This is a genomic window from Nonomuraea sp. MTCD27 (genome assembly GCF_041950495.1).
Classification (GTDB): Bacteria; Actinomycetota; Actinomycetes; order Streptosporangiales; family Streptosporangiaceae; genus Nonomuraea.
On sequence record NZ_JBGNUW010000025.1, the window covers coordinates 33,242 to 52,327 of the forward strand.

Consider the following 19,086-nt stretch of genomic DNA (forward strand, 5'->3'; position numbering starts at 1 on the left):
CATGTCCGCATCCATCGCCGTGCTGAAGGCCGAAGGCCGGCTGTTCCGCCGCGAACCTGGCAGCGTGTTCTGGATCCTCGCCTTCCCTCTGCTGCTCCTGGTGATCCTCGGCCTGGTCCCGTCGTTTCGGGAGGCGGGATCCGCCTCCGGGGGAGCGCGGCCGATCGATCTGTACCTCCCGGTGGCCGTGCTGCTCGGCATGATCCTTTCCGGGCTGAACTCCCTGCCGCCGACCCTCACCGGTTATCGCGAGAAGGGCATCCTGCGCCGCATGTCCACCACACCGGTACGGCCGGCCGCGATCCTGGCCGCCCAGGTGCTCGTGCACGGCGCCGCCGCGCTGGCCGGTGGGATCGTCGTCATCGCCACGGGCCGGGTGCTGTACGGCGTCGCCCTGCCCGCCAACCTGCTCGCCTATGCGCTGACCCTGATCCTGGCCATGCTCGGCGCACTGGTCTGCGGCGGGCTCATCGCCGCAGTGTCGCGCACCGCCAAGGGTGCCACCTCCGCGGCCACGATCATCTTCTTTCCGGTCGCGTTCACCGCGGGCATGTACGTTCCGGTCCAGTCCATGCCGCAGGCCCTCCAAAGCGTGGTGGAGCTCACGCCCTTCGGCGCCGCCTCCCAGGCTCTTCACCAGGCTTCCGCCGGAAACTGGCCGGCCCTGCCACACTTTGCGATCATGCTGGTGTGGATCACGGTGCTGGCGGGCGCGTCCATCCGCTGGTTCCGCTGGGAATGACCAGAACGAGGTGGGGCCGGATGACGGACGGCACAGTGGTCGGCACCGCCCATCACGATCCTTCCGACGAGGCCGGCGGCGAGTCGGCCACCTTATCCGGCCAAGCGAAGGGCGTTCCGTCGTGGCGGCACCGGTTCGCGACCGTCGGACCGTACGCCCTGCTGGGGCTCGGCGCGCTGCTGGCCGCCGTCAGCGCGCAGGCGGTGATGAACGTCGGCGAACAGTACATCGCCGCTGTCCTGACCGTGGCCGCGCTGGCCCTGCAGGTGTGGTGGAGCGCCGACGGCAGGCGCCGGACCGTACACGGTCCGGCGCCCCAGCTCTACTACCTCCTGCGCTGGGCGCTCGGCTTCGCGCTCTCCTGGTGCAACCCGATCTTCGCCATCTACGCGCTGACCGGCTACTACGATGCTGACCTGCTGCTGCCCCGCCACCTGGTACGCCCCGCCCTGCTCGCCACGGCGATCACCATGGCCGGCTCCAACGCCGGCGGCCTGCCTCCGGCCGAGGGCATGCACTGGCTGGCGTTCATCGCGCTGCTGACCCTGCACTCCGGCCTCGCCCTCGGCTTCCACCACATCGCGGTCAAGGAGAGCGAGCACGCCGCCGCACTGCGCAGCGCCAACGACCGCCTGGCCCGGGCGCTCCAGGAGAACGCGGGCCTGCACGCCCAGCTGCTCCTCCAGGCCAGGGAGGCCGGCGTCGCCGACGAACGCCGGCGGCTGGCCGCGGAGATCCACGACACCCTCGCCCAAGGCCTGACCGGCATCGTTGCCCAGCTCCGGGCCGCGTCCGACACCATCGACCCCGCGGCCACCCACGACCACATCGAACGCGCCTCCGACCTGGCCCGGCACAGCCTCCAGGAGGCGCGCCGCTCGGTCCAGAACCTCAGCCCCGGTCAACTGGAACACGACCCCCTGCCCACAGCCCTGAAGAAGATCGCCGCAGCCTGGGCGGAGCAGACCGCCGTCCGTGCCGAGCTCACCGTCACCGGAACCGTCGAACCGCTGCACCACGAGATCGAGGCCACGCTGCTCCGCATCGCCCAGGAAGCCCTCACCAACGTCGCCCGGCACGCCGGCGCGCAACGGACCGGAGTCACCCTCTCCTACATGGACGACGAGGTGAGCCTGGACATTCGCGACGACGGACGCGGCTTCGACCCGCGCAGCCTGCCGCCGCGCGATTCCACCGGCGGCTTCGGCCTCGGCGGCATGCGGGCTCGCGTCGAGCGGGTCGCCGGGACCATTGACATCGAGTCGGAGCCGGGGCTCGGCACCGCCCTGTCCGTACGCGTACCGTTGGTGAGCCATGAGTGAACTCACCGCCCCCCGCGGTCCCATCAGCCTGGTCATCGTCGACGACCACCCCGTCGTACGGCACGGCCTTCGCAGCATCTTCGAGGTGCCGTCCGGCTTCGCGGTCCTGGGCGAGGCAGCCGACGGCGCCGAGGCGATCGAGCAGGTCACCCGCCTCGACCCCGACGTGGTTCTGATGGACCTGCGCATGCCCGGCTGCGGCGGCGTGGAGGCGATCGCCGAGTTGGCCCGCCGCGGCGCGCGGGCCAGGGTACTCGTGCTCACCACCTACGACACCGACTCCGACACCCTGCCGGCGATCGAGGCCGGCGCGACCGGATACCTGCTCAAGGACGCCCCGCGCGATGACCTGTTCGGCGCGGTGCGGGCCGCCGCCGAGGGCCGGACCGTGCTGTCCCCGGACATCGCCGCCCGGCTCGTCTCCCGGGTACGGGCACCCGGGAACCACAGCCTGAGCAGCCGCGAACGCGACGTGCTGCGCCTTGTCGCCAAAGGCTCCTCAAACCGGGAGATCGCCGCGGCCCTGTTCATCAGCGAGGCCACCGTCAAGAGCCATCTGACCCACATCTACGGCAAGCTCGGCGCCAAGGACCGGGCCGCCGCCGTCGCCCTCGCCTACGACCAGGGCATCCTTCGCTGACTGCCCACCGCCCAATCCGTGCCCACGATCACGACAGCTGCGCCTGGCTGGTGGTGCCTGGCTGGGCAGCGGGAGATGCCGATTCCCGCATGAGCAGTTGGTCGAGCTTCGCGTTCACCGCGGCAAGTTCCTGTCTGACCGTCTCCAGCTCGGCCGGCGCCCGCGTCTCGGCCGGTGGGGGCTCGGTTCCTGCGCAACGTTCCCCCAGTCGTCGCCGGTCATGATTTGGAACAGCGTGAACAGCGAGCGCGGCAACTCGTCGAATGGAGGCCATGCCGGGCAAGGCGGCAAGCAGCACGCCGGCCACGCGCCGCATACCGGGCACGGTGGACACCAGCCGCAGCGTCCGCAGCACCGACGTGGGCCCGCAAGCGGGACGAGCACGATCGCCACGATGCTGGCGTCGAACCAGTTCCACAGGTCGGTGAAGAACCTCCGCCCGTAGGCCTACAGGCGGGCCGCCAGCTCCACGGTGAATATCGTCAGCGCGAGTCGGTCCACCGCGTGCGACAGCCAGCCAACCTGATCCATCAGGGATGAACTGGTCTTCATGCCGATGGTGATCGCATTGATGACGATCGCGGCGATGACGGCTCGTTGCACGAGCCTGCTCTCCAGGACGTCATGAACGCGCTCTTGCCTTGACACCTTCGACCGCCGTGGGTGGCGACCCGCATTGAATGATCATCGTAATGGGGGCATCAGTGTCATACAGGGACATCCCACTACGCCCTACAGCTCAGTCTCTCTGCGACGCCAAGACGTGCCCCGGTTTACCTGCGGTATCGACGGATCAGTCAGCGTCCGTACGAGCGTATGCGGGCGGGCCTGCCCGCATACGCCGCCAGATCGATGTCACTGCGACGGAAAGGAGCGGAACAGGTGAGTGTGTTTCCCGGTCTGCTGGCCATCTTTCTTCTGACGCTCGCCACCGGCTACTTCGTCGCGCAGGAGTTCGCCTACGTCACTGCCGACTGGCTCCCTCTCTGCCCCAGCAGGCCGCCGCCGGCGACAAGAAGGCCGCCAAAGCCGTCAAGGTGATGGAACGGCTGTCGTTCATGTTGTCCGGCGCACAGTTGGGCATCACCGTCACCGCGCTCGTGGTCGGCTTCATCGCCCGCCCCGCCCTGGCCGAGCTGATCGCCCCCGGCCTGACCGCGATCGGCATGCCCGAGGGCATGGTCGGCGGCGTCGCGCTCGCGATCGGCTTCGCGCTGGCCACCGTCATCCAGATGGTGCTCGGCGAACTCGCCCCCAAGAACCTCGCCCTGGCCAGACCTGAACAGCTGGCCCGCGCCCTCGCCGGCTCCACGCTCGTCTACATGACCATCGCCGGCCCGGTCATCAAGCTGTTCGACACCGCAGCCAACAAGCTCCTGCGCGCCGTCGGAATCGAACCGGTCGAAGAACTGCACCACGGCGCCACCCTGGAAGAGCTCGGCCACATCATCGGCGAGTCCGAGGCCCACGGCAAGCTGCGCGGCAGCCATGCCGACGTCCTCGAACGCGCCCTGGCCTTCTCCGACCACACCGCCGGAGAGGTCATGGTGCCCCGCGTCGAGGTCATCGCCATCAGCGGCACGGCCACCGCCGCCGATCTGGACAAGCTCATCGCCTCCCACGGCCACACCCACTACCCGGTGCTCGGCTCCACCATGGACGAGGTGATCGGGCTGGTCAGCCTGCGCGACGCAGCCGCCGTACCCGCCGGCAAGGCCGCCACCACCCGCATCGCGGACATCAGCCACGACGTGCTCATCGTCCCCGTCTCCGCCTCCCTGCCCGACCTGGTCGCCCAGCTGCACGCCCGCGGCGAGGAGGTCGCGTGCGTGGTGGACGAGCACCGCCGAACGTGACCGTGGTGCCCGGAGTGGCGTTCGTGACCTTGATGGTGACGAACGTGTTGCCTGCGGCGGCACCGGTGGCGGGGCTGATCGCTTTGATTGTTGGGGCGGGGAAGCAGGCGTTGAGTTCCGACGTGCGGATGATCTGGTCCGTGCGGAACTTCAACCTGCGCCGCGCCGGCGGATAGTCGGTGCCGTCCGGCCGCACACCCTCATAGATGTGCTCGGTGATCTTCATGAGCGGGTCGGTCACCGGTACGGCGGTGGCCGGCGCTGTCGCCTGCGTCTTGTTGATCTGTGTGCCGTTGGCCCGGTACATCGTCACGGCGTCCCCCTGAAGCTTGCGGTCTGAAGCGGCGGGCCGTCGAGAAAGATGTCCACAGGTGGCGGCTCGGGCGCGCAGGACTTCAGCAGGACCGACCCCACAACCAGTCCCAGCGTGATCCCTATCGCGAGCCCGAACCGCCACCCCAACCCCCGCACACCCCCAAGATGCCGGGAGGCCGGTCCTAGCGTCTCGCTCCGATTCTGGTTGCCCACATCGACGCAAATGTCCGGAGGGTGTCCTCCTGGTGCCCTGTTGCCAGGGAGGGCGAAAGCGGAGCATGAAGCTCATAAGTGATGCCAAAGGAACTACAGGAGACGCAATGGGCATACTCGTACGGACCCTGGCGGCGGGGGCGGCTAGTGCCGTAGTCCTCGCCGGGATCGCCACGCCGGCGCGAGCCGAGGTATGGGACTGCGTGGCAGGCCTGAACACTGCCGTCAACCTCGCCTACACACAATGCCGGTCCGGTTTCGGCACCTACCGCGTAATCGCAAAGTGCAACTCAGCCCACTACCCCTACACAAGAGACGTCGTTGGCCCGTGGGTGACCAAATCGTCTCTTCAGTCTCCAGGCCCGCAATCGTTGGTGAGCGGCGATTCTCAAGGCTGCCACGTCGTCAATTCACGGACACAGGTCCGATAAGCCTAAGAGCCTGCCGACCCGGCCAAGCGAACATGGATGACGTCGGTCAGGTCTTGGAGCGCCTGCACGACCAGGTCCGGGTTGGCCACGTCGAGCACATGGCCGGAGCGTGGCAGCGGCTGCCCGTTGTGGAACTCCAGCAGCCGGCGCGCTGCGGCCGCGCCGGAGACGACGCCGATGCTGTCGGGCCTGCCCTGCTGGGATTCGCCCACGGTGACGGCGTAGTAGACGCCGTCGATGTACCCCTCCACGATGCGGCCCACTGGCTATGCCTCTTCCTGGCCAGTGCCGCCGGCCGTGTCGTCGGGTAGGGCGTCAACGTATGTGGCGATCCACACGGTGGCCAGCGTCTGCTCGTCCGCGTTGCGCGGGTTGTATGGGCATACACCGGGCGGCGCGCCGAGTCTCGCCGCGCGCCTGGCGGAGCGGCGCGCGGTGGCCAGCTCCTCGGTGGTGGGCGTCCGCCCCTGGCCGGTCGTCATCAGCCGAAGTCCCTTCCGTTGCCCGCGGTCTGCCGCCGCTCCTGTGCCTGCCTGCGGTCGCGGGAGTCTCCAAGCCACTGGGCGCGCCACTCGTTGTAGGTCATCCTGCCGCCGTTCGGCTGCTCTGCCCACCACCGCTTGAGTTCCTCCGACGCGTACGCGTGCGCGTGGTCGGCGTTGCCGCCCCACAGCCGCTTCGGGTCCACGCCGGCCTTCCGGCCGAGTGGTGACAGCATGTAGCCGTTCGTCGCGCGTTCGGCTTCGAGGGCCTGCTCGTACACCCACTACCGGTACATGCGGCGCACCACCTGCTCGCGCCGCTCCCCAGCCCCGCGCTTGGCGTCGATGATCGCGATCCGCTCCTGGCGGTCCATCTCCTCCTCCGACAGGCCGTACACCTCGGCGTACGCGTCGCGCGGGTTCCAGCCCTGGGTGATGAGGTCGTCGATCCGCATCTCTTCCGGGGTGCGGTCGTCCTCGGCGCCCTGTTGCCGGTCGCGGTCGCGGTCGTCGAGCTCGGCGATGACCCGCCGTACCAGCGCGCCGGACCACGGGTCGGAGTGGTAGGACGGCTGGTGCCGTTCGATCAGCTCGGCGAGCTGCTCCTCGCTCATCCCCGCCAGGTCCATAGCGGCGTACGGGTCGGCGCCGATGTCGCGGCGCCCGGTCGCGCTCCTCCAGTTCGGCGCTGATCTGGTCGAGCAGCGCGGTCACCGCCGGGTCCATGCCGTAGCGGCCCAGGTTGCGGCCGTACAGCGCGGCGAGGTCGTTGGTGTCCATGGACAGCAGGTCGGAGGCGGCCAGGTCGCCGAGCTCGTCGCCCAGGCGTCGCCGCTCCGCCTCCCGCGCCTCTGTCTCGGCGATCACCCGGTCCTGCGACGCCGTCCGCTCCGGGTCGTCGCCGTAGCCGTCCCAGCCGGCCAGCAGCATGCTTTCGAGCTCGGCGTCCGACAGGTCGGCCAGGTCGATCTGGTCGCGGCCGGTCCGCCGCTGCTCGCGCTCGTCGAGCACCGCGAGCAACCTGGCGACCGCCTGCGGGTCGTCGATCGGGGGAGCAGCGCCCGCAGTTGCTCATCGGGCAGGGCCAGCAGGTTGATGCCGTCCAGCGGGTCGCGCCACTCGGCGCCCACGTCGCGGCGGGTGCCGCCCTGCGGGCCGGTCGCGTCCGTGGCCAGGAGGGCGAGCGCGCCGAGACCCCAGTGCCGCAGGTCGGCGTCGGCGTAGTCGCCGCCGCCGGCCAGCGACTCCAGCACGTTGGCGAACACCTCCTGCGTGCCGTCGCCGTTGACGCGGCCGGTGCGGGCGTCGGGGAAGTCGCCCGGGTAGATCTCGAACGGGCGACCGCGGTCCTCGCCGAACATCGGCTCAGGCCTGACGCGGTCACCGATCGGGCCGTGGCTGGTGCGGTCCCACAGCATCGCCTCCCCGGCGGCGCGCAGGCCGGACACGGTCGCCTCCAGGTGGTGGCCCAGCTCGTGCGCCGCCACTGTGGCCTTGGCCACTCCGCCGGGCTGAGTGGCCTTGGCCACCCCGCCAGGCTGCGCGGACGGCACGGGCACGCGGCCGGGCTGCCCCTCCCGGATCGCCGGTGCGATCTCGGTGTTGTCGTCGGCGGGCAGGCTGATCCGGGTGGAGCCGTCCGCACGGACGTGCACGTGCTGGCCAGGACCGGTCACCACCTCGACGGGGCCCGACGCCCGCGCCGCCTGGAGCCAGTCGGCCGGGAGGACCTCCTCCATGGAGCGGAGCGCCGCGGCGTTCGACCCTGCACGCCCGGTCAGGAGACGGCCATTCCGGTCGATGCGGTCCTGCTCGGGCTCGCCTATGCCGTGATCGAGGAGGGCCTGCTCACCCGGTCGCTGTTCGATCCCGACTATGTCGGGTTGCGGTTGCTCGACTATGGGTTCATTCCGGCGCTGGGTATCGGCGCCTACTGGACCGTGTTCGTCCTGGCCATCCATGGGGTATGGAGCGTCGCGATGCCGATCTCGATGGTAGAGGCGGGCTCACGCCGGCCGGACACCCCCTGGCTCGGCAAGGTCGGCCTCACCGTGTCAGCCGTCCTGTTCCTGCTAGGCGGCGCGGTGCCCATCGCCCTGGCCAGTCCGGCCGCCATCTACCCGCTGTCGGCCGCTCAGATCACCTGGACGCTGATCACGGCCGTCGCCCTGATCATCGCCGCGTTCCTGTCCGTTCGATTCCGCCGCCCCCTGCTCCCGGCCACGCCGGCCAGCCCGTGGACCGTCTTCGCGATCACCATCGCGGGCGGGCTGGCGTTCTGGCTCCCCACTTTGCTCGCCCTGGTGGGGATCAAACTGGAGTCCATCGTGCCCGCGTGGATCACGGTCGGCTTCTACCTCGCGCACTACGCCACCATGATGCTGCTCATCCTGCGCTGGTCCCGGCGCACGGGCTGGGGACCCTGGCACAAGTTCGCCCTGGGAGCTGCCAGCGTGGTCACCTACGCCTGGCACGGATTCCCTCAGCCGCCGAGTTTCCCAGCGCCCGCGCATGTGGACCTCATCGGCAACGCGGTCTTCGCGCTGGCCGCCCTCGGGCTGCTCGCCTTTGTGGTGGTACGGCTCCGCCGCACCGCTCCGCCAACTTGACCTTTAACCTTGGAGATCGCTCCAGATTCTTGAGAACCAGCTCAGCTTGGCCTTGGCGCCGTAGTAGGTGACCGGGGGAGCATCGTGCTCCTCCTCTACGCCGAGACCGGCTTGTCGGGATTCCAGGGCCGCCGGTCGCCCGCCGATGCGGCCGTGTGCTCGGGCCGAGGCCAGTCCTTCGAGGGTGCCCTCGACGATGAGAGGCCTACTCCTCCCGCGGCAACCGCGCCTCCCTGCGCGGGCGCGCGGAATCAAGGCAATCGTCCCGGAGAAGGTCGACCAGGCGGCCAACCGCAAGAAGCGTGGCTCTCGCGGCGGCCGGCCGGTCCGCCACGATCCGGATCTCTACATGGAGCGCAACACGGTGGAACGGTGCGTCAATCGGATCAAGGAGGGCGTGCGCTGGCCTTCCGGTTCGACAAGACCCCCGACAGTTACCTGGCCGGTCTTCATCTCCGGGGAGCCGTCTTGTGGATCCGCAGCCTACGACCCATTTGAAGGTCCCAACTCCGTTCACGCTCCAAGTGCAGGGCTTGACGCCCTGTAAGGAGGCGTTCCCGGTTACGGGCGACGCCGTGCGTAAAGAGTGCGAAAGATCGTCATCGCAGTGCGTCGACGATCACGGTCGCGCGTGAACAACGCGACCAGCACGACCAGACGCGGAGGCCGAGTAGCACGACCGTTGCGCTGATCGAGCTCAAGATTAGCTGGACGCCTGTCCGGTACGGGGGACGTACAGAGCGGCACCGGCAGAGTACGGGTGGAGTACGGGCAGCGCCGTGCCAGCGACAATCCTTAACGTTCTCACCAGCCGAAGGCGAAAGCATAGGAGGATCAAGATGGCGACGAGATACAAGAGGCGAGCCATCGCGATCGTGGTTCTGGCCGCCACGGCAACTGTTCTCGCTCCCACAACAAGTGCTCACGCAACCCTGAGTAACTGTTCGCGGGGATATCAGTGGATTGACCGCAAGAAGTATGCCTTCTCCACGTGCGGAAGCGGTACAGGTGAGCAGCGTGTCGGGATCATATATGTCGATTCCGATGGCAACTGGACCCGCACCGCTCATGGCCAGTGGGTAGGGAAGAATGAGCTTTCTCTCAGGGCTCTTGTCCCACTCCCTGGTGAAAGCCCAGCGGTAGTATCATGATCAGCCATCGCAACTGAATCTGCCCCTTTTCCCTCTTCGCGGCTTGTTCCAGCGCAGTGGCCAGCTCGCCGTCCAGGACCATCCCGGCGGTCTGATGATGGGCGCGGGCCGTGGCGGAGTCCACGTTGACCACGTCGAGGCCGGCCTGCCCACGAGCCGCAGCTTCGGCGATCATCGCCTGTATCAGCCGCTCGAACACGCCATTCAGCGCCCAGCAGAGAAACGTGTCATAGATGGTGGACCAGGATCCGTGCTCGGCGGCGGGCAGGTCCCGCCAGGGGCTGCCGGTCCTCAACCACCACATCACCGCGTTGAACTACCGCCGCAGATCCGGGATCGGGCCTCGCTCACCCAACGGCGAGTGAGGCTCGATCAAGGACCATTCCTCGTCGGCGAGGTCTCCACGCGCCATGCCCGATGGCCTACCAGGCCGCCGAACGTAGCGCAGGCAATCCCGCTGATCTCAACTCCGTACAGACCCTAGTCGATCGCCTTCTCGACCATCCGCCAGCTCACGAACTTGAAGTTCGTGACCTCGCGGTCGCCGTCCCCGGGCGTGTCGGCGCCGTCGTGCACGACCAGCAGTCCCTCCGGGAAGGCGCTGCCGAGCGAGGCGCTGGTGACCATGGCCCCGTCGCTGACCTCGGCGCCGTCCGTGCGGGTGCCGGCGGCCACGCGGAACTGGGCCAGGTGGTCGTTGTCCTCGCGGTCGTAGACGGCGAAGGTGTCGTCACCCTGGCTGGAGGCCAGCAGGTAGCCTTCCCCGTCGTCCCCGTCTTCGAAGATCGTCAGGCCTTCGGCGTCGGCCGACAGGTGGTCGCCGCCGTAGCCGCGGTCCTGGCCGGGGACGCACTCCTCGGTCTCCGGGTCGTAGGTGTCCTGGCGGCCGTACTCCCTGACCTTGTCCATCAGCACCGGACGGCCGGTCAGGTCCGCGCGCAGGCGCCAGATGCCGACGTCCTCCTGCGCCGCGTACAGCACCCCGTGGGCGCGGTCCACGACCATGCCCTCGATCTGCGCCAGCTCGCCCGGCTCGCCGCACGGGACCCAGGTGGTGCCGTCGGGCAGGGGGAAGGTGGCGGGCAGGTCGAGCGTGCGGACGGAGTGGTAGGTGACCTTGCCGCCGGGGGCGGCGGTGAGCTGGAGGAGGCCGAGCCTGGTCTGGTGGCGGCGGCTGACGACCACGCGGGTGCCGCTGACGGCCAGCCCGTACGCGGTCTCCGCCTCGTCCACCTCCTCCTGGGTGGTGTTGAAGACGAACGGCACGGACGGGTCGGTGATGTCGGTCAGCGGCGGCCGGCCGGCGGCGGCCGCGGCCGGGTCGATGGCGTAGACGCGCAGCTGGTCGCGGCCCCGGTCGGAGGCCACCGCGAGGTCCACCGTGGCGCCGGTGGACAGGCGGAAGCCGTGGACGAGGTCGACGTTGTTGAGCCGTCCCGGCTCGTGGTCGGGACCGGGCGGCGGCTGGGCGGGCAGGTGCTGGAGCTGGGCGCCGGACAGCGCGTACGCGTACAGCCCGCCCTCCTTGGCGGTGGTGATCACGACGCTCCTGCCCGGACGGGTGGGGTGCACCCAGATCGCCGGGTCGTCGCCGTTGGCGAAGCCGCCCGCCTCGTCGTCGTACAGCGACGGCGTCTCGGCGGTCGCGGTGACGGTGGCGACCCCGGAGGCGGCGGCGGGCACGGCGGCGGCGAGCGGAAGGGGGGTGACAAGCAGGAGGATCGTGGATAAGAAGGCACGCACAGGCATCTCCTCATGATCGTTGATCACTCTGAACTACGGGTGAACGTGCCGGGCATAAGTCCGCATGTCTATACAAACAGATGACATTGGGGTAGAACCAGGGCTAGCCCGTTGGTCTTGGAGGTGTCCTATGAGACGAACCCCGATCGTGCTGGCACTGCTGGGTGCGCTGGCCGTCACCGGCTGTTCCTCCTCGGGAGGTCAGACCGCGCAGAGCGCCCCGCCGGCCTCCTCCGCGCCCGCCCCGGCCGGGAGCGGGAGCGGCGGCAAGTTCGCCGTCATCACCCATGGAGCGCCCGGTGACTCCTTCTGGGACGTGGTCAAGAACGGCGCGGAGGCCGCGGGCAAGCAGTACGGCGCGCAGGTCACCTACCAGGGCGACGGCGACCCGGCCAAGCAGTCGCAGCTCATCGACCAGGCCATCTCGGAGAAGGTCGACGGCATCGTGGTCTCCATGGCCAACCCCGACGCGCTGAAGGAGGCCATCGGCAAGGCCGTCGCGGCGAAGATCCCCGTCGTGACGATCAACTCGGGTGCCGACTCCTCCAAGGCGTTCGGCGCGATCACCCACGTCGGACAGTCCGAGGACGTGGCCGGGCGCGGGGCGGGGGAGCAGCTCAAGGCCGCCGGCGTCACCAAGCTGCTGTGCGTGATCCACGAGGCCGGCAACGTCGGGCTCGACCAGCGCTGCAAGGGCGCCGAGGAGACGCTGGGCGGCACGGTCGAGCGGCTGCAGGTGGACGTGAGCAACCTGGCCGACGTCACCTCCAAGGTCGCCGCCAAGCTCCAGTCCGACCAGCAGGTCAACGGCGTGCTGTCGCTCAACCCGGCCGTCGCGGTCGCCGCCAGGGACGCGATCAAGGACGCGGGCTCGCAGGCGAAGCTGGCCACGTTCGACCTGTCGGCCGACGTGGTGACCGCGATCAAGGACGGCGAGGTCCTGTTCGCCGTGGACCAGCAGCAGTACCTGCAGGGCTACCTGCCGATCACCTTCCTCAACCTGTACAAGGCCAACCTCAACACCGTCGGTGGCGGCCTGCCGGTCAACACCGGGCCCGGGTTCGTCACCAAGGACACCGCCGACCAGGTCGCCAAGCTGGCCGAGGCGGGGACGCGATGACGATTGCGGCGGACGAGCGGGTCGGCCACGTCGGCCTGGCCCGCCGCCTGCTCATCCGGCCCGAGCTCGGGGCGGTGGTCGGGCTCGTCGTGGTGTTCGTCTTCTTCGCCTCCCAGTCGCCGGTGTTCCGGTCGCCGGCCGGCATCGCCAACTGGCTCGACCCGGCCGCCACGCTCGGCATCATGGCGGTCGCGGTGGCGCTGCTGATGATCGGCGGGGAGTTCGACCTGTCGGCGGGCGTGCTGACCGGCACCAGCGGGCTGATCCTGGTCACGCTGGCCACCCGCTTCGGGTTCAACGTGTGGCTGGCGATGCTCGCCGGGCTGGTGGTCGCGCTGGCCGTCGGGTTCGCCAACGGGATGGTCGTCACCAGGACGCGGCTGCCCAGCTTCATCGTGACGCTGGGCACGTTCCTCATGCTGCAGGGCGTCAACCTCGGGGTGACGAAGGCCCTCACCGGGACCGTGCAGGTCAGCGGGCTGCGCCGGGCCGAGGGGTTCGAGGGCGCGAACGCGATCTTCGCCGGGACGATCGACATCGGCGGCACCTCGTTCCGGGTGGCCATCCTGTGGTGGATCCTGGTGACGGTGGTGGCCACGTGGGTGCTGATGCGTTCCCGGGCCGGCAACTGGATCTTCGCGGTGGGCGGCAACGAGCAGGCCGCCCGGGCGGTGGGCGTGCCCGCCGCCCGTACGAAGATCGCGCTGTTCATGACGACCGCGTTCGCCGCCTGGCTGGTCGGCTCGATCCTGGCGCTGCGCTACACGTCCGTGCAGGCCAACATCGGCATCGGGCAGGAGTTCATCTACATCATCGCCGCCGTGATCGGCGGCTGCCTGCTCACCGGCGGGTACGGCTCCGCCATCGGGGCCGCCATCGGCGCGGTGATCTTCGGCATGGCCGACAAGGGCATCGTCTTCCTGGGCTGGGACGCCGACTGGTTCAAGTTCTTCCTCGGTGCGATGCTGCTGCTGGCGACGCTGGCCAACCGCCTGGTCAGGCGGTACGCGGAGGAGGTGAAGCATTGATCCTCGAGACCAGGGGCATCGGCAAGGCGTTCGGCTCGGTGCTGGCGCTGCGCGACGTGTCGATGGGCGTGGCGGCCGGGCAGGTCATCTGCGTACTCGGTGACAACGGCGCGGGCAAGTCCACGCTCATCAAGATCCTCTCGGGGATCCACCAGCACGACGCGGGCTCGTACCTGGTGGACGGGAAGGAGGTGCGCCTGGCCAGCCCGCGCGACGCGCTCGACCGCGGCATCGCCACCGTCTACCAGGATCTGGCGATGATCCCGCTCATGTCCGTCTGGCGGAACTTCTTCCTCGGCTCCGAGCCCCGCAAGGGCCTGGCGTTCGACGTGGCCAAGGCCCGGCGGGTGGCCCGCGAGGAGCTGCGCGCCATGGGCATCGACATCCGCGACGTCGACCAGCCCGTCGGTACGCTGTCCGGCGGCGAGCGGCAGTCGGTGGCCATCGCCCGGGCCGTCCACTTCGGCGCCCGCGTCCTCATCCTCGACGAGCCCACCTCGGCGCTCGGCGTCAAGCAGGCCGGCGTGGTGCTGCGCTACATCGCCCGCGCCCGCGACCGGGGGCTCGGCGTGGTCTTCATCACCCACAACCCGCACCACGCCTACCCGGTGGGGGACCGGTTCCTGCTGCTCAACCGGGGCACGAGCATGGGCGAATACGCCAAGGCGGACATCACCCCGCAGGAGCTGACCGCCCTCATGGCGGGCGGGGCGGAGCTGGAGGAGCTGGAGCACGAGCTCAAACGGCAGTGAACTTGGCCGACATTTGACCCATCAGGGCGGTCACCCGGACGGAACACCAGGCAGAAACACCTCGGCATGTCGAAACACCGATAAGCGGCCGGGAGACCACCCATGACCACGATGACCAGCAGGAACGTCGTGCTGGAGAAGGCGGCGCAGCAGTTCGCGGATGCCAACGCCAAGCCTCCCTTCATCTACGAGCTCCCGCCGGAGCAGGGCCGCGAGGTGCTGGAGAAGCTCCAGTCCGACCCGGACGTGCCCAAGCCGGAGATCGACGAGGAGTGGATCCAGGTGCAGGGTGGCCCGACCGGCGTGATCCCGGTGCGGATCGTCAAGCCCAAGGGCGCCACCCGCACGCTGCCGGTGATCTTCTACATCCACGGCGCCGGCTGGGTGTTCGGCTCGGCCCGCACGCACGACCGGCTGGTGCGCGAGCTGGCCGTGCGCTGCGACGCCGCCGTGGTCTTCCCCGAGTACGACCGCGCGCCCGAGGCCAAGTACCCCACCCAGATCGAGCAGAACTACGCCGCCGCCCAGTGGGCGATGCGGCACGGCCCGGAGAAGGGCCTCGACTCGTCCCGGATGGCGGTGGCCGGGGACTCCGTGGGCGGCAACATGGCAATCGTGCTGGCGATGATGGCCAAGGAGCACGGTGACGTGCGGCTGTGCGGCCAGGTGCTGTTCTACCCGGTCACGGACGCGAACTTCGACACCGAGTCGTACAAGCAGTTCGCCACCGGCTACTACCTCAACCGCGACGGCATGAAGTGGTTCTGGGACCAGTACACCACCGACCCCGCCCAGCGGGCCGAGCCGCACGCCTCGCCGCTGCGGACGCGCGTCGAGGATCTGCGCGGCCTGCCGCCGGCGCTGGTCATGAACGGCGAGGCGGACGTGCTGCGCGACGAGGGCGAGGCGTTCGCCGGGCGGATGCGCGAGGCGGGCTGCGACGTGACGGCGGTGCGGCTGGCCGGGATGGTGCACGACTTCGCCATGGTGGACCTGCTGCGCGACACCAACGCCAACCGGACGGCCATGGAGCTGGCCACGACCAGGCTGCGCCACTGGCTGCATTCGGAATCTACTAAGTAAAGGCGCCCGGCGTGAGACTGTGGCCCGGCAAGCCCCCGGGACCGTTATTACCCCGCAGGCCAGATCGCGGACCGCCCGCGAGGGCGGTCCGCCCGGCCGTGCCCGCGACCCGCGGACCGGCGGGCGTGCGGTGTCACCGCGGGCGATCAGGGAGGGCGGTCAGGGCGGGCCGCACAAGGTGAGGGGGCCGGTCAGGGCGGTGCGCACAGGTGAGCCGGCGCGGGGCCGCCGTAGGGTGCGGCGAGATTCCGCCCCCCTCCGAGGAGCTTGCATGACCGCCACCGACTCCCGGACGCTGCCCATCGGCGCGGCGTTCGACCGCATGCCGTTCACCCGACGGCACGTGCTCATCGCGCTCGCCCTGTTCATCGCGTTCGTCATCGAATCGTGGGAACAGCTCGCCCTGGTCTACGTCTCCGGCGATCTGGGCACGAAGCTCGGGATCGACGAGGCGGGCGTCGGGGTGGTGCTGTCGGCGGTCGCGTTCGGCATGATCCCGGGCGTGCTGGTGTGGGGGCCGGTGGCCGACCGGATCGGGCGCAGGCCGACGGCGTTCTGGTCGTTGCTGGCGTACGGGGTGATCGCGCTGGCCTCGGCGTTCGCCCCGAACATGGAGGTGCTGGTGGCGCTGCGGGTGGCCTCGGGCCTGGCGCTGGCCGGCGTGTACACGATCACGTTCCCCTTGTTCCTGGAGCTGCTGCCGACCCGGCACCGTGGCCGGGCGGCCGTCTACCTGTCGATCGGGTGGCCGATCGGCATGCTGGCCGCGATCGGCGCGTCGGTGTCGCTGGGCGACCTGGGCTGGCACGTGGTGGTGATCGCCAGCGCGGCGGCGGGGCTGTGGGCGTTCGCGATCAGGGCGTGGGTGCCGGAGTCGCCGTACTGGCTGGCCGCGCGCGGCCGGCAGGAGGAGGCGCGGGCGGTGCTGCGCTCGCTGGGCAGCCCGGACGCCGAGGCCACGTTCACGGTGGCGAGCCACCGGGTGGGGCGGCCGCTGGACCTGTTCAGGGGCGGGCTGGCCCGGATCACCGTGGTCATGCTGTTGCTGAACTTCGTCTTCAACTGGGGTTACTGGGGGCTGCAGACGTGGCTGCCCACGCTGCTGCAGGACAGGGGCCTGACGCTGTCGGCGTCGCTGGGCTTCGCCGCGCTGAGCGCGCTGCTGATGATCCCCGGGTACGTGAGCGCCTCGCTGCTGACCGGCCGCTTCGGCCGCCGGAAGGTCTTCCTGGTCTACGTGGTGGCGGCGGTGCTGGGCGGGCTCTGGTTCGCCACCGCCGAGTCCATGGTCGGGCTGTACCTGGGCAACTTCGTCCTGGCGTTCTTCAGCATGGGCGCGTGGGGTGTCTGGAACACCTGGAACGGCGAGTTCTACCCGACCGCCCTGCGCGGCACCGGCTACTCGTGGGCCACGGCGGCGCAGCTGGTGGCCACCACGGTGGCGCCGTCGGCGGTGGGCGCGCTGCTGGCGAACGCGACCGGCTTCACCGCGACCATGCTGATCATCAACGCGTTCATGGTGGCGACGGCGCTGCTGGCCCTGCCGCTGCCGGAGACCGAAGGGCGCGAGCTGGAGTGATCGTCGGGGTCGCGCTCGGTGGGGCCGCGCCGGTGGTGGTGGCGGTCAGGGACGGCGCGGCCACCTGGCCGGTGGCACGGGCGGTCGCGCGGTCGGCCGAGCGGGCCTGCGTGGCGGTGGACCTGGGCGGCGTGCGTACGGCTCCGGTGGCGGCCGTCCGGGTCGGCGGGCCGTGCCCGGAGGCGCTGCGCCCGGTGGTCGGCTCGGGGGTGGCGACGATCGTGCGGGGCGGCCACAGCGTGACCGGCAGGCCGCTGGCGCCGCTGGACACCGAGGCCGTGCGGCGGTTCGCGGCCACGTGCGGGCTGACGGACTTCGCCGTGACGGCTACGGGCTCGCCGATGCTGACCGACCACGAGCTGGCGGTGGCGGCGATCATCGCGGCGGAGGTGCCGGAGGCGCGGATCACGCTGTCGTACGAGTTCGGGCACCCCGGGCTGCGGGAGCGGGAGGCGGAGGCGATCCGGAACGCGGCGCTCGGACCGGAGGCGGGGCGGATCGCCGACGAGGTGGCCCGGGAGGTGCCAGGGGTGCCGGCGTATTTCGCCAGGTCGGGGAGCGGGCTGGTGGCGGCGCACTACTTCCGGCGCTATCCGCTGGCCTGCGACCTGGGTGCGGCGGCGAGCATGGCGCGGGGCCGGCCGGTGCTGGGCGGGGAGGTCTCCGACGGGGTGGCGGCGGCGTACGGCGCCTCGCTGGGGCAGCCGGAGGCGCAGGTGGAGCGGATCGTGCAGGCGCGCGGGCGGGCGGAGCTGGACCGGGTGCTCCAGGACGCCAGGGACGAGGCGCTGGCCCGGGTGGTCAGCGCGGGGGCGGCGCCGGGGTCGGCCAGGATCGAGGAGACCACGGTGAACCCGCTGTCGTACCTGCCGGACGGGCTTTACCGGGTGCGCGTGACGGCTGGTGGGCTGCCGTGGGCCGGCTGATCGATCGGGACGGGCTGGGCCGGTTCTCGGCGGGGTCGCGGTTGTTCGCGACCGGGGCGGCGGACTCGTCGTACAACCTGGCGCTCGACTGGGCCCGGTCGGTGGTCGGGCGGGGCGTGGAGCTGGTGGCGGCCGGGGAGCTGGCGCCGGACACGTTGTGTGTGGCGATCAGCCTGGTGGGCTCCACGACGGCGCTGGGGGAGCAGCTCCCGGCCGGGGACGAGCCGGAGCGGGCCGTGCGGGCGCTGGAGCGCAGGCTGGGGGAGCGGGCCGGGGCGGTGGTGGCGCTGAATCTGGCGGCGGAGAACGCGCTGGTGCCGCTGATCGGGGCGGCCGCGCTGGGGGTGCCGCTGGTGGACGGCGACGGTACGGGGCGGGTGTTCCCGCTGGTGGAGCAGACGACGTACGCGCTGGGCGGGATGAGCCCGGTGCCGCTGGCGCTGGCGGGCGGGTCGGGGGAGCTGGTGGTGCTGGAGACGGGGGCCGGCCGGGTGGAGGAGCTGCTGCGTCCCGTGGTGCTGTCGGTGGGGGGATGGGCGGTGGCGGCGTGCTATCCGATGGCGGCGGGCGATCTGGCGCGGGTGCTGGTGCCGGGGACGGTGAGCCTGCTCATGCGGGCGGGGGAGCCGGGGGTGCCGCGGTCGGCGGCGGCGCCGTACGGGGTGCGGACGTTGTGCCGGGGGCGGATCCTGGCTGTGGAGGGGAGCACGGGGCACGGCTCCGACCTGGCGTTGCCGTCGTTGCCGTCGAGCATCGTGCTGCGGGAGTCGGAGGGGTTGCGGCGGTTGGTGCGGCTGGAGGCGCACAACGAGATCGTGCTGGCGCTGGCCGACGGGGCGGTGGTGGCGACGGTGCCGGACCAGATCTGCATGATCTCCACGGCCGACGGGATGGTGGTGGACGTGGACAAGGCGGAGCCTGGCCTGGAGCTGGACATCATGGTGGTGCGGGCGGCGCCGGTGTGGCACACGGACCCGGGGCTGGCTCTGGGCGGGCCGCGCGCGTTCGGGATCCCGCTGTGAGCCGGGGGCCGCGGGTGACTTCGGCGTTGCAGGTGGGCTGGGGGTTGCGATGAACGGTGGGATGCGGTGAAC

General features: G+C 70.4%; 22 protein-coding genes and 1 pseudogene. 13 read left to right on the forward strand and 10 right to left on the reverse strand.

Going from position 1 to position 19,086, the window contains the following annotated elements:
* Position 1 precedes the first annotated feature (1 nt).
* From ACBJ59_RS50210 to ACBJ59_RS50220, 3 genes are read left to right on the forward strand one after another with little or no spacing between them, the layout of a single operon-like run.
* Positions 2-742 (forward strand): ABC transporter permease, encoded by a 741-nt coding sequence (locus tag ACBJ59_RS50210; protein WP_375117089.1) that lies wholly within the window; start codon positions 2-4, stop codon positions 740-742.
* A gap of 20 nt (positions 743-762) precedes the next feature.
* Positions 763-2,064, forward strand: coding sequence for a sensor histidine kinase (locus ACBJ59_RS50215; RefSeq protein ID WP_375117090.1), 1,302 nt, complete (start codon positions 763-765; stop codon positions 2,062-2,064).
* Positions 2,057-2,704: a response regulator gene (locus tag ACBJ59_RS50220; RefSeq protein ID WP_375117091.1), complete on the forward strand. Its 648-nt coding sequence runs from the start codon at positions 2,057-2,059 to the stop codon at positions 2,702-2,704. The genes ACBJ59_RS50215 and ACBJ59_RS50220 overlap by 8 nt, the downstream gene beginning before the upstream one ends.
* Positions 2,705-2,732: 28 nt before the next feature.
* Here the strand turns inward: ACBJ59_RS50220 and ACBJ59_RS50225 are convergent, their stop codons facing one another.
* Together ACBJ59_RS50225 and ACBJ59_RS50230 are read right to left on the reverse strand one after the other, a co-directional pair.
* Positions 2,733-3,038 (reverse strand): hypothetical protein, encoded by a 306-nt coding sequence (locus tag ACBJ59_RS50225; protein WP_375117092.1) that lies wholly within the window; start codon positions 3,036-3,038, stop codon positions 2,733-2,735.
* 113 nt (positions 3,039-3,151) lie between these two features.
* A complete protein-coding gene (locus ACBJ59_RS50230; protein WP_375117093.1) occupies positions 3,152-3,307 on the reverse strand; it encodes a hypothetical protein in 156 nt (51 codons plus the stop codon).
* A 437-nt stretch (positions 3,308-3,744) separates the two neighbouring features.
* Here ACBJ59_RS50230 and ACBJ59_RS50235 point away from each other — a divergent pair, with 437 nt between their 5' ends.
* Positions 3,745-4,560 carry a hemolysin family protein gene (locus tag ACBJ59_RS50235; RefSeq protein WP_375117094.1) on the forward strand — a complete coding sequence of 272 codons (816 nt, stop codon included), beginning with the start codon at positions 3,745-3,747 and terminating at the stop codon, positions 4,558-4,560.
* Here ACBJ59_RS50235 and ACBJ59_RS50240 read toward each other — a convergent pair.
* From ACBJ59_RS50240 to ACBJ59_RS50265, 6 genes are all read right to left on the reverse strand, one after another.
* A complete protein-coding gene (locus ACBJ59_RS50240; protein ID WP_375117095.1) occupies positions 4,460-5,203 on the reverse strand; it encodes an IPT/TIG domain-containing protein in 744 nt (247 codons plus the stop codon). The genes ACBJ59_RS50235 and ACBJ59_RS50240 overlap by 101 nt on opposite strands.
* A 318-nt stretch (positions 5,204-5,521) precedes the next feature.
* The gene (locus ACBJ59_RS50245; RefSeq protein WP_375117096.1) at positions 5,522-5,782 is read right to left on the reverse strand and encodes a hypothetical protein; all 261 of its coding nucleotides are present in this window, start codon (positions 5,780-5,782) and stop codon (positions 5,522-5,524) included.
* Between the two features lie 3 nt (positions 5,783-5,785).
* Positions 5,786-6,001, reverse strand: coding sequence for a hypothetical protein (locus ACBJ59_RS50250; protein WP_375117097.1), 216 nt, complete (start codon positions 5,999-6,001; stop codon positions 5,786-5,788).
* Positions 6,001-6,282, reverse strand: a complete 282-nt coding sequence (locus ACBJ59_RS50255; protein WP_375117098.1) for a hypothetical protein — start codon at positions 6,280-6,282, stop codon at positions 6,001-6,003. The genes ACBJ59_RS50250 and ACBJ59_RS50255 overlap by 1 nt, the downstream gene beginning before the upstream one ends.
* A 3-nt stretch (positions 6,283-6,285) precedes the next feature.
* Complete coding sequence (locus ACBJ59_RS50260) at positions 6,286-6,615, reverse strand: hypothetical protein (protein ID WP_375117099.1); 330 nt, start codon at positions 6,613-6,615, stop codon at positions 6,286-6,288.
* 249 nt (positions 6,616-6,864) lie between these two features.
* The gene (locus ACBJ59_RS50265) at positions 6,865-7,740 is read right to left on the reverse strand and encodes a hypothetical protein (RefSeq protein WP_375117100.1); all 876 of its coding nucleotides are present in this window, start codon (positions 7,738-7,740) and stop codon (positions 6,865-6,867) included.
* A gap of 90 nt (positions 7,741-7,830) precedes the next feature.
* Here ACBJ59_RS50265 and ACBJ59_RS50270 point away from each other — a divergent pair, with 90 nt between their 5' ends.
* Together ACBJ59_RS50270 and ACBJ59_RS50275 are read left to right on the forward strand one after the other, a co-directional pair.
* Positions 7,831-8,610: a hypothetical protein gene (locus tag ACBJ59_RS50270; RefSeq protein ID WP_375117101.1), complete on the forward strand. Its 780-nt coding sequence runs from the start codon at positions 7,831-7,833 to the stop codon at positions 8,608-8,610.
* A gap of 200 nt (positions 8,611-8,810) precedes the next feature.
* Positions 8,811-9,108, forward strand: a pseudogene (locus ACBJ59_RS50275) (transposase); the annotation flags it as partial.
* 603 nt (positions 9,109-9,711) lie between these two features.
* On the opposite strand, the gene ACBJ59_RS50280 reads toward ACBJ59_RS50275, so the two are convergent.
* Positions 9,712-10,065, reverse strand: a complete 354-nt coding sequence (locus ACBJ59_RS50280) for a transposase (RefSeq protein WP_375117222.1) — start codon at positions 10,063-10,065, stop codon at positions 9,712-9,714.
* 176 nt (positions 10,066-10,241) lie between these two features.
* Positions 10,242-11,510 (reverse strand): phytase, encoded by a 1,269-nt coding sequence (locus tag ACBJ59_RS50285; protein ID WP_375117102.1) that lies wholly within the window; start codon positions 11,508-11,510, stop codon positions 10,242-10,244.
* 124 nt (positions 11,511-11,634) lie between these two features.
* Between ACBJ59_RS50285 and ACBJ59_RS50290 the strand changes: the two genes are divergently transcribed.
* From ACBJ59_RS50290 to ACBJ59_RS50320, 7 genes are all read left to right on the forward strand, one after another.
* On the forward strand, positions 11,635-12,624 hold the full coding sequence (locus tag ACBJ59_RS50290; RefSeq protein ID WP_364132109.1) for a sugar ABC transporter substrate-binding protein: 990 nt from the start codon (positions 11,635-11,637) through the stop codon (positions 12,622-12,624).
* Positions 12,621-13,652 (forward strand): ABC transporter permease, encoded by a 1,032-nt coding sequence (locus ACBJ59_RS50295; protein ID WP_375117103.1) that lies wholly within the window; start codon positions 12,621-12,623, stop codon positions 13,650-13,652. The genes ACBJ59_RS50290 and ACBJ59_RS50295 overlap by 4 nt, the downstream gene beginning before the upstream one ends.
* On the forward strand, positions 13,649-14,404 hold the full coding sequence (locus ACBJ59_RS50300) for an ATP-binding cassette domain-containing protein (RefSeq protein WP_375117104.1): 756 nt from the start codon (positions 13,649-13,651) through the stop codon (positions 14,402-14,404). The genes ACBJ59_RS50295 and ACBJ59_RS50300 overlap by 4 nt, the downstream gene beginning before the upstream one ends.
* A 111-nt stretch (positions 14,405-14,515) precedes the next feature.
* Positions 14,516-15,487 carry an alpha/beta hydrolase gene (locus ACBJ59_RS50305; protein WP_375117223.1) on the forward strand — a complete coding sequence of 324 codons (972 nt, stop codon included), beginning with the start codon at positions 14,516-14,518 and terminating at the stop codon, positions 15,485-15,487.
* Positions 15,488-15,758: 271 nt separating this feature from the next.
* Complete coding sequence (locus tag ACBJ59_RS50310; RefSeq protein ID WP_375117105.1) at positions 15,759-17,066, forward strand: MFS transporter; 1,308 nt, start codon at positions 15,759-15,761, stop codon at positions 17,064-17,066.
* On the forward strand, positions 17,063-17,992 hold the full coding sequence (locus tag ACBJ59_RS50315; protein WP_375117106.1) for a hypothetical protein: 930 nt from the start codon (positions 17,063-17,065) through the stop codon (positions 17,990-17,992). The genes ACBJ59_RS50310 and ACBJ59_RS50315 overlap by 4 nt, the downstream gene beginning before the upstream one ends.
* Positions 17,980-19,014, forward strand: a complete 1,035-nt coding sequence (locus tag ACBJ59_RS50320) for a DUF917 domain-containing protein (RefSeq protein ID WP_375117107.1) — start codon at positions 17,980-17,982, stop codon at positions 19,012-19,014. Before ACBJ59_RS50315 ends, ACBJ59_RS50320 begins: the two co-directional genes overlap by 13 nt.
* Positions 19,015-19,086: the final 72 nt, after the last annotated feature.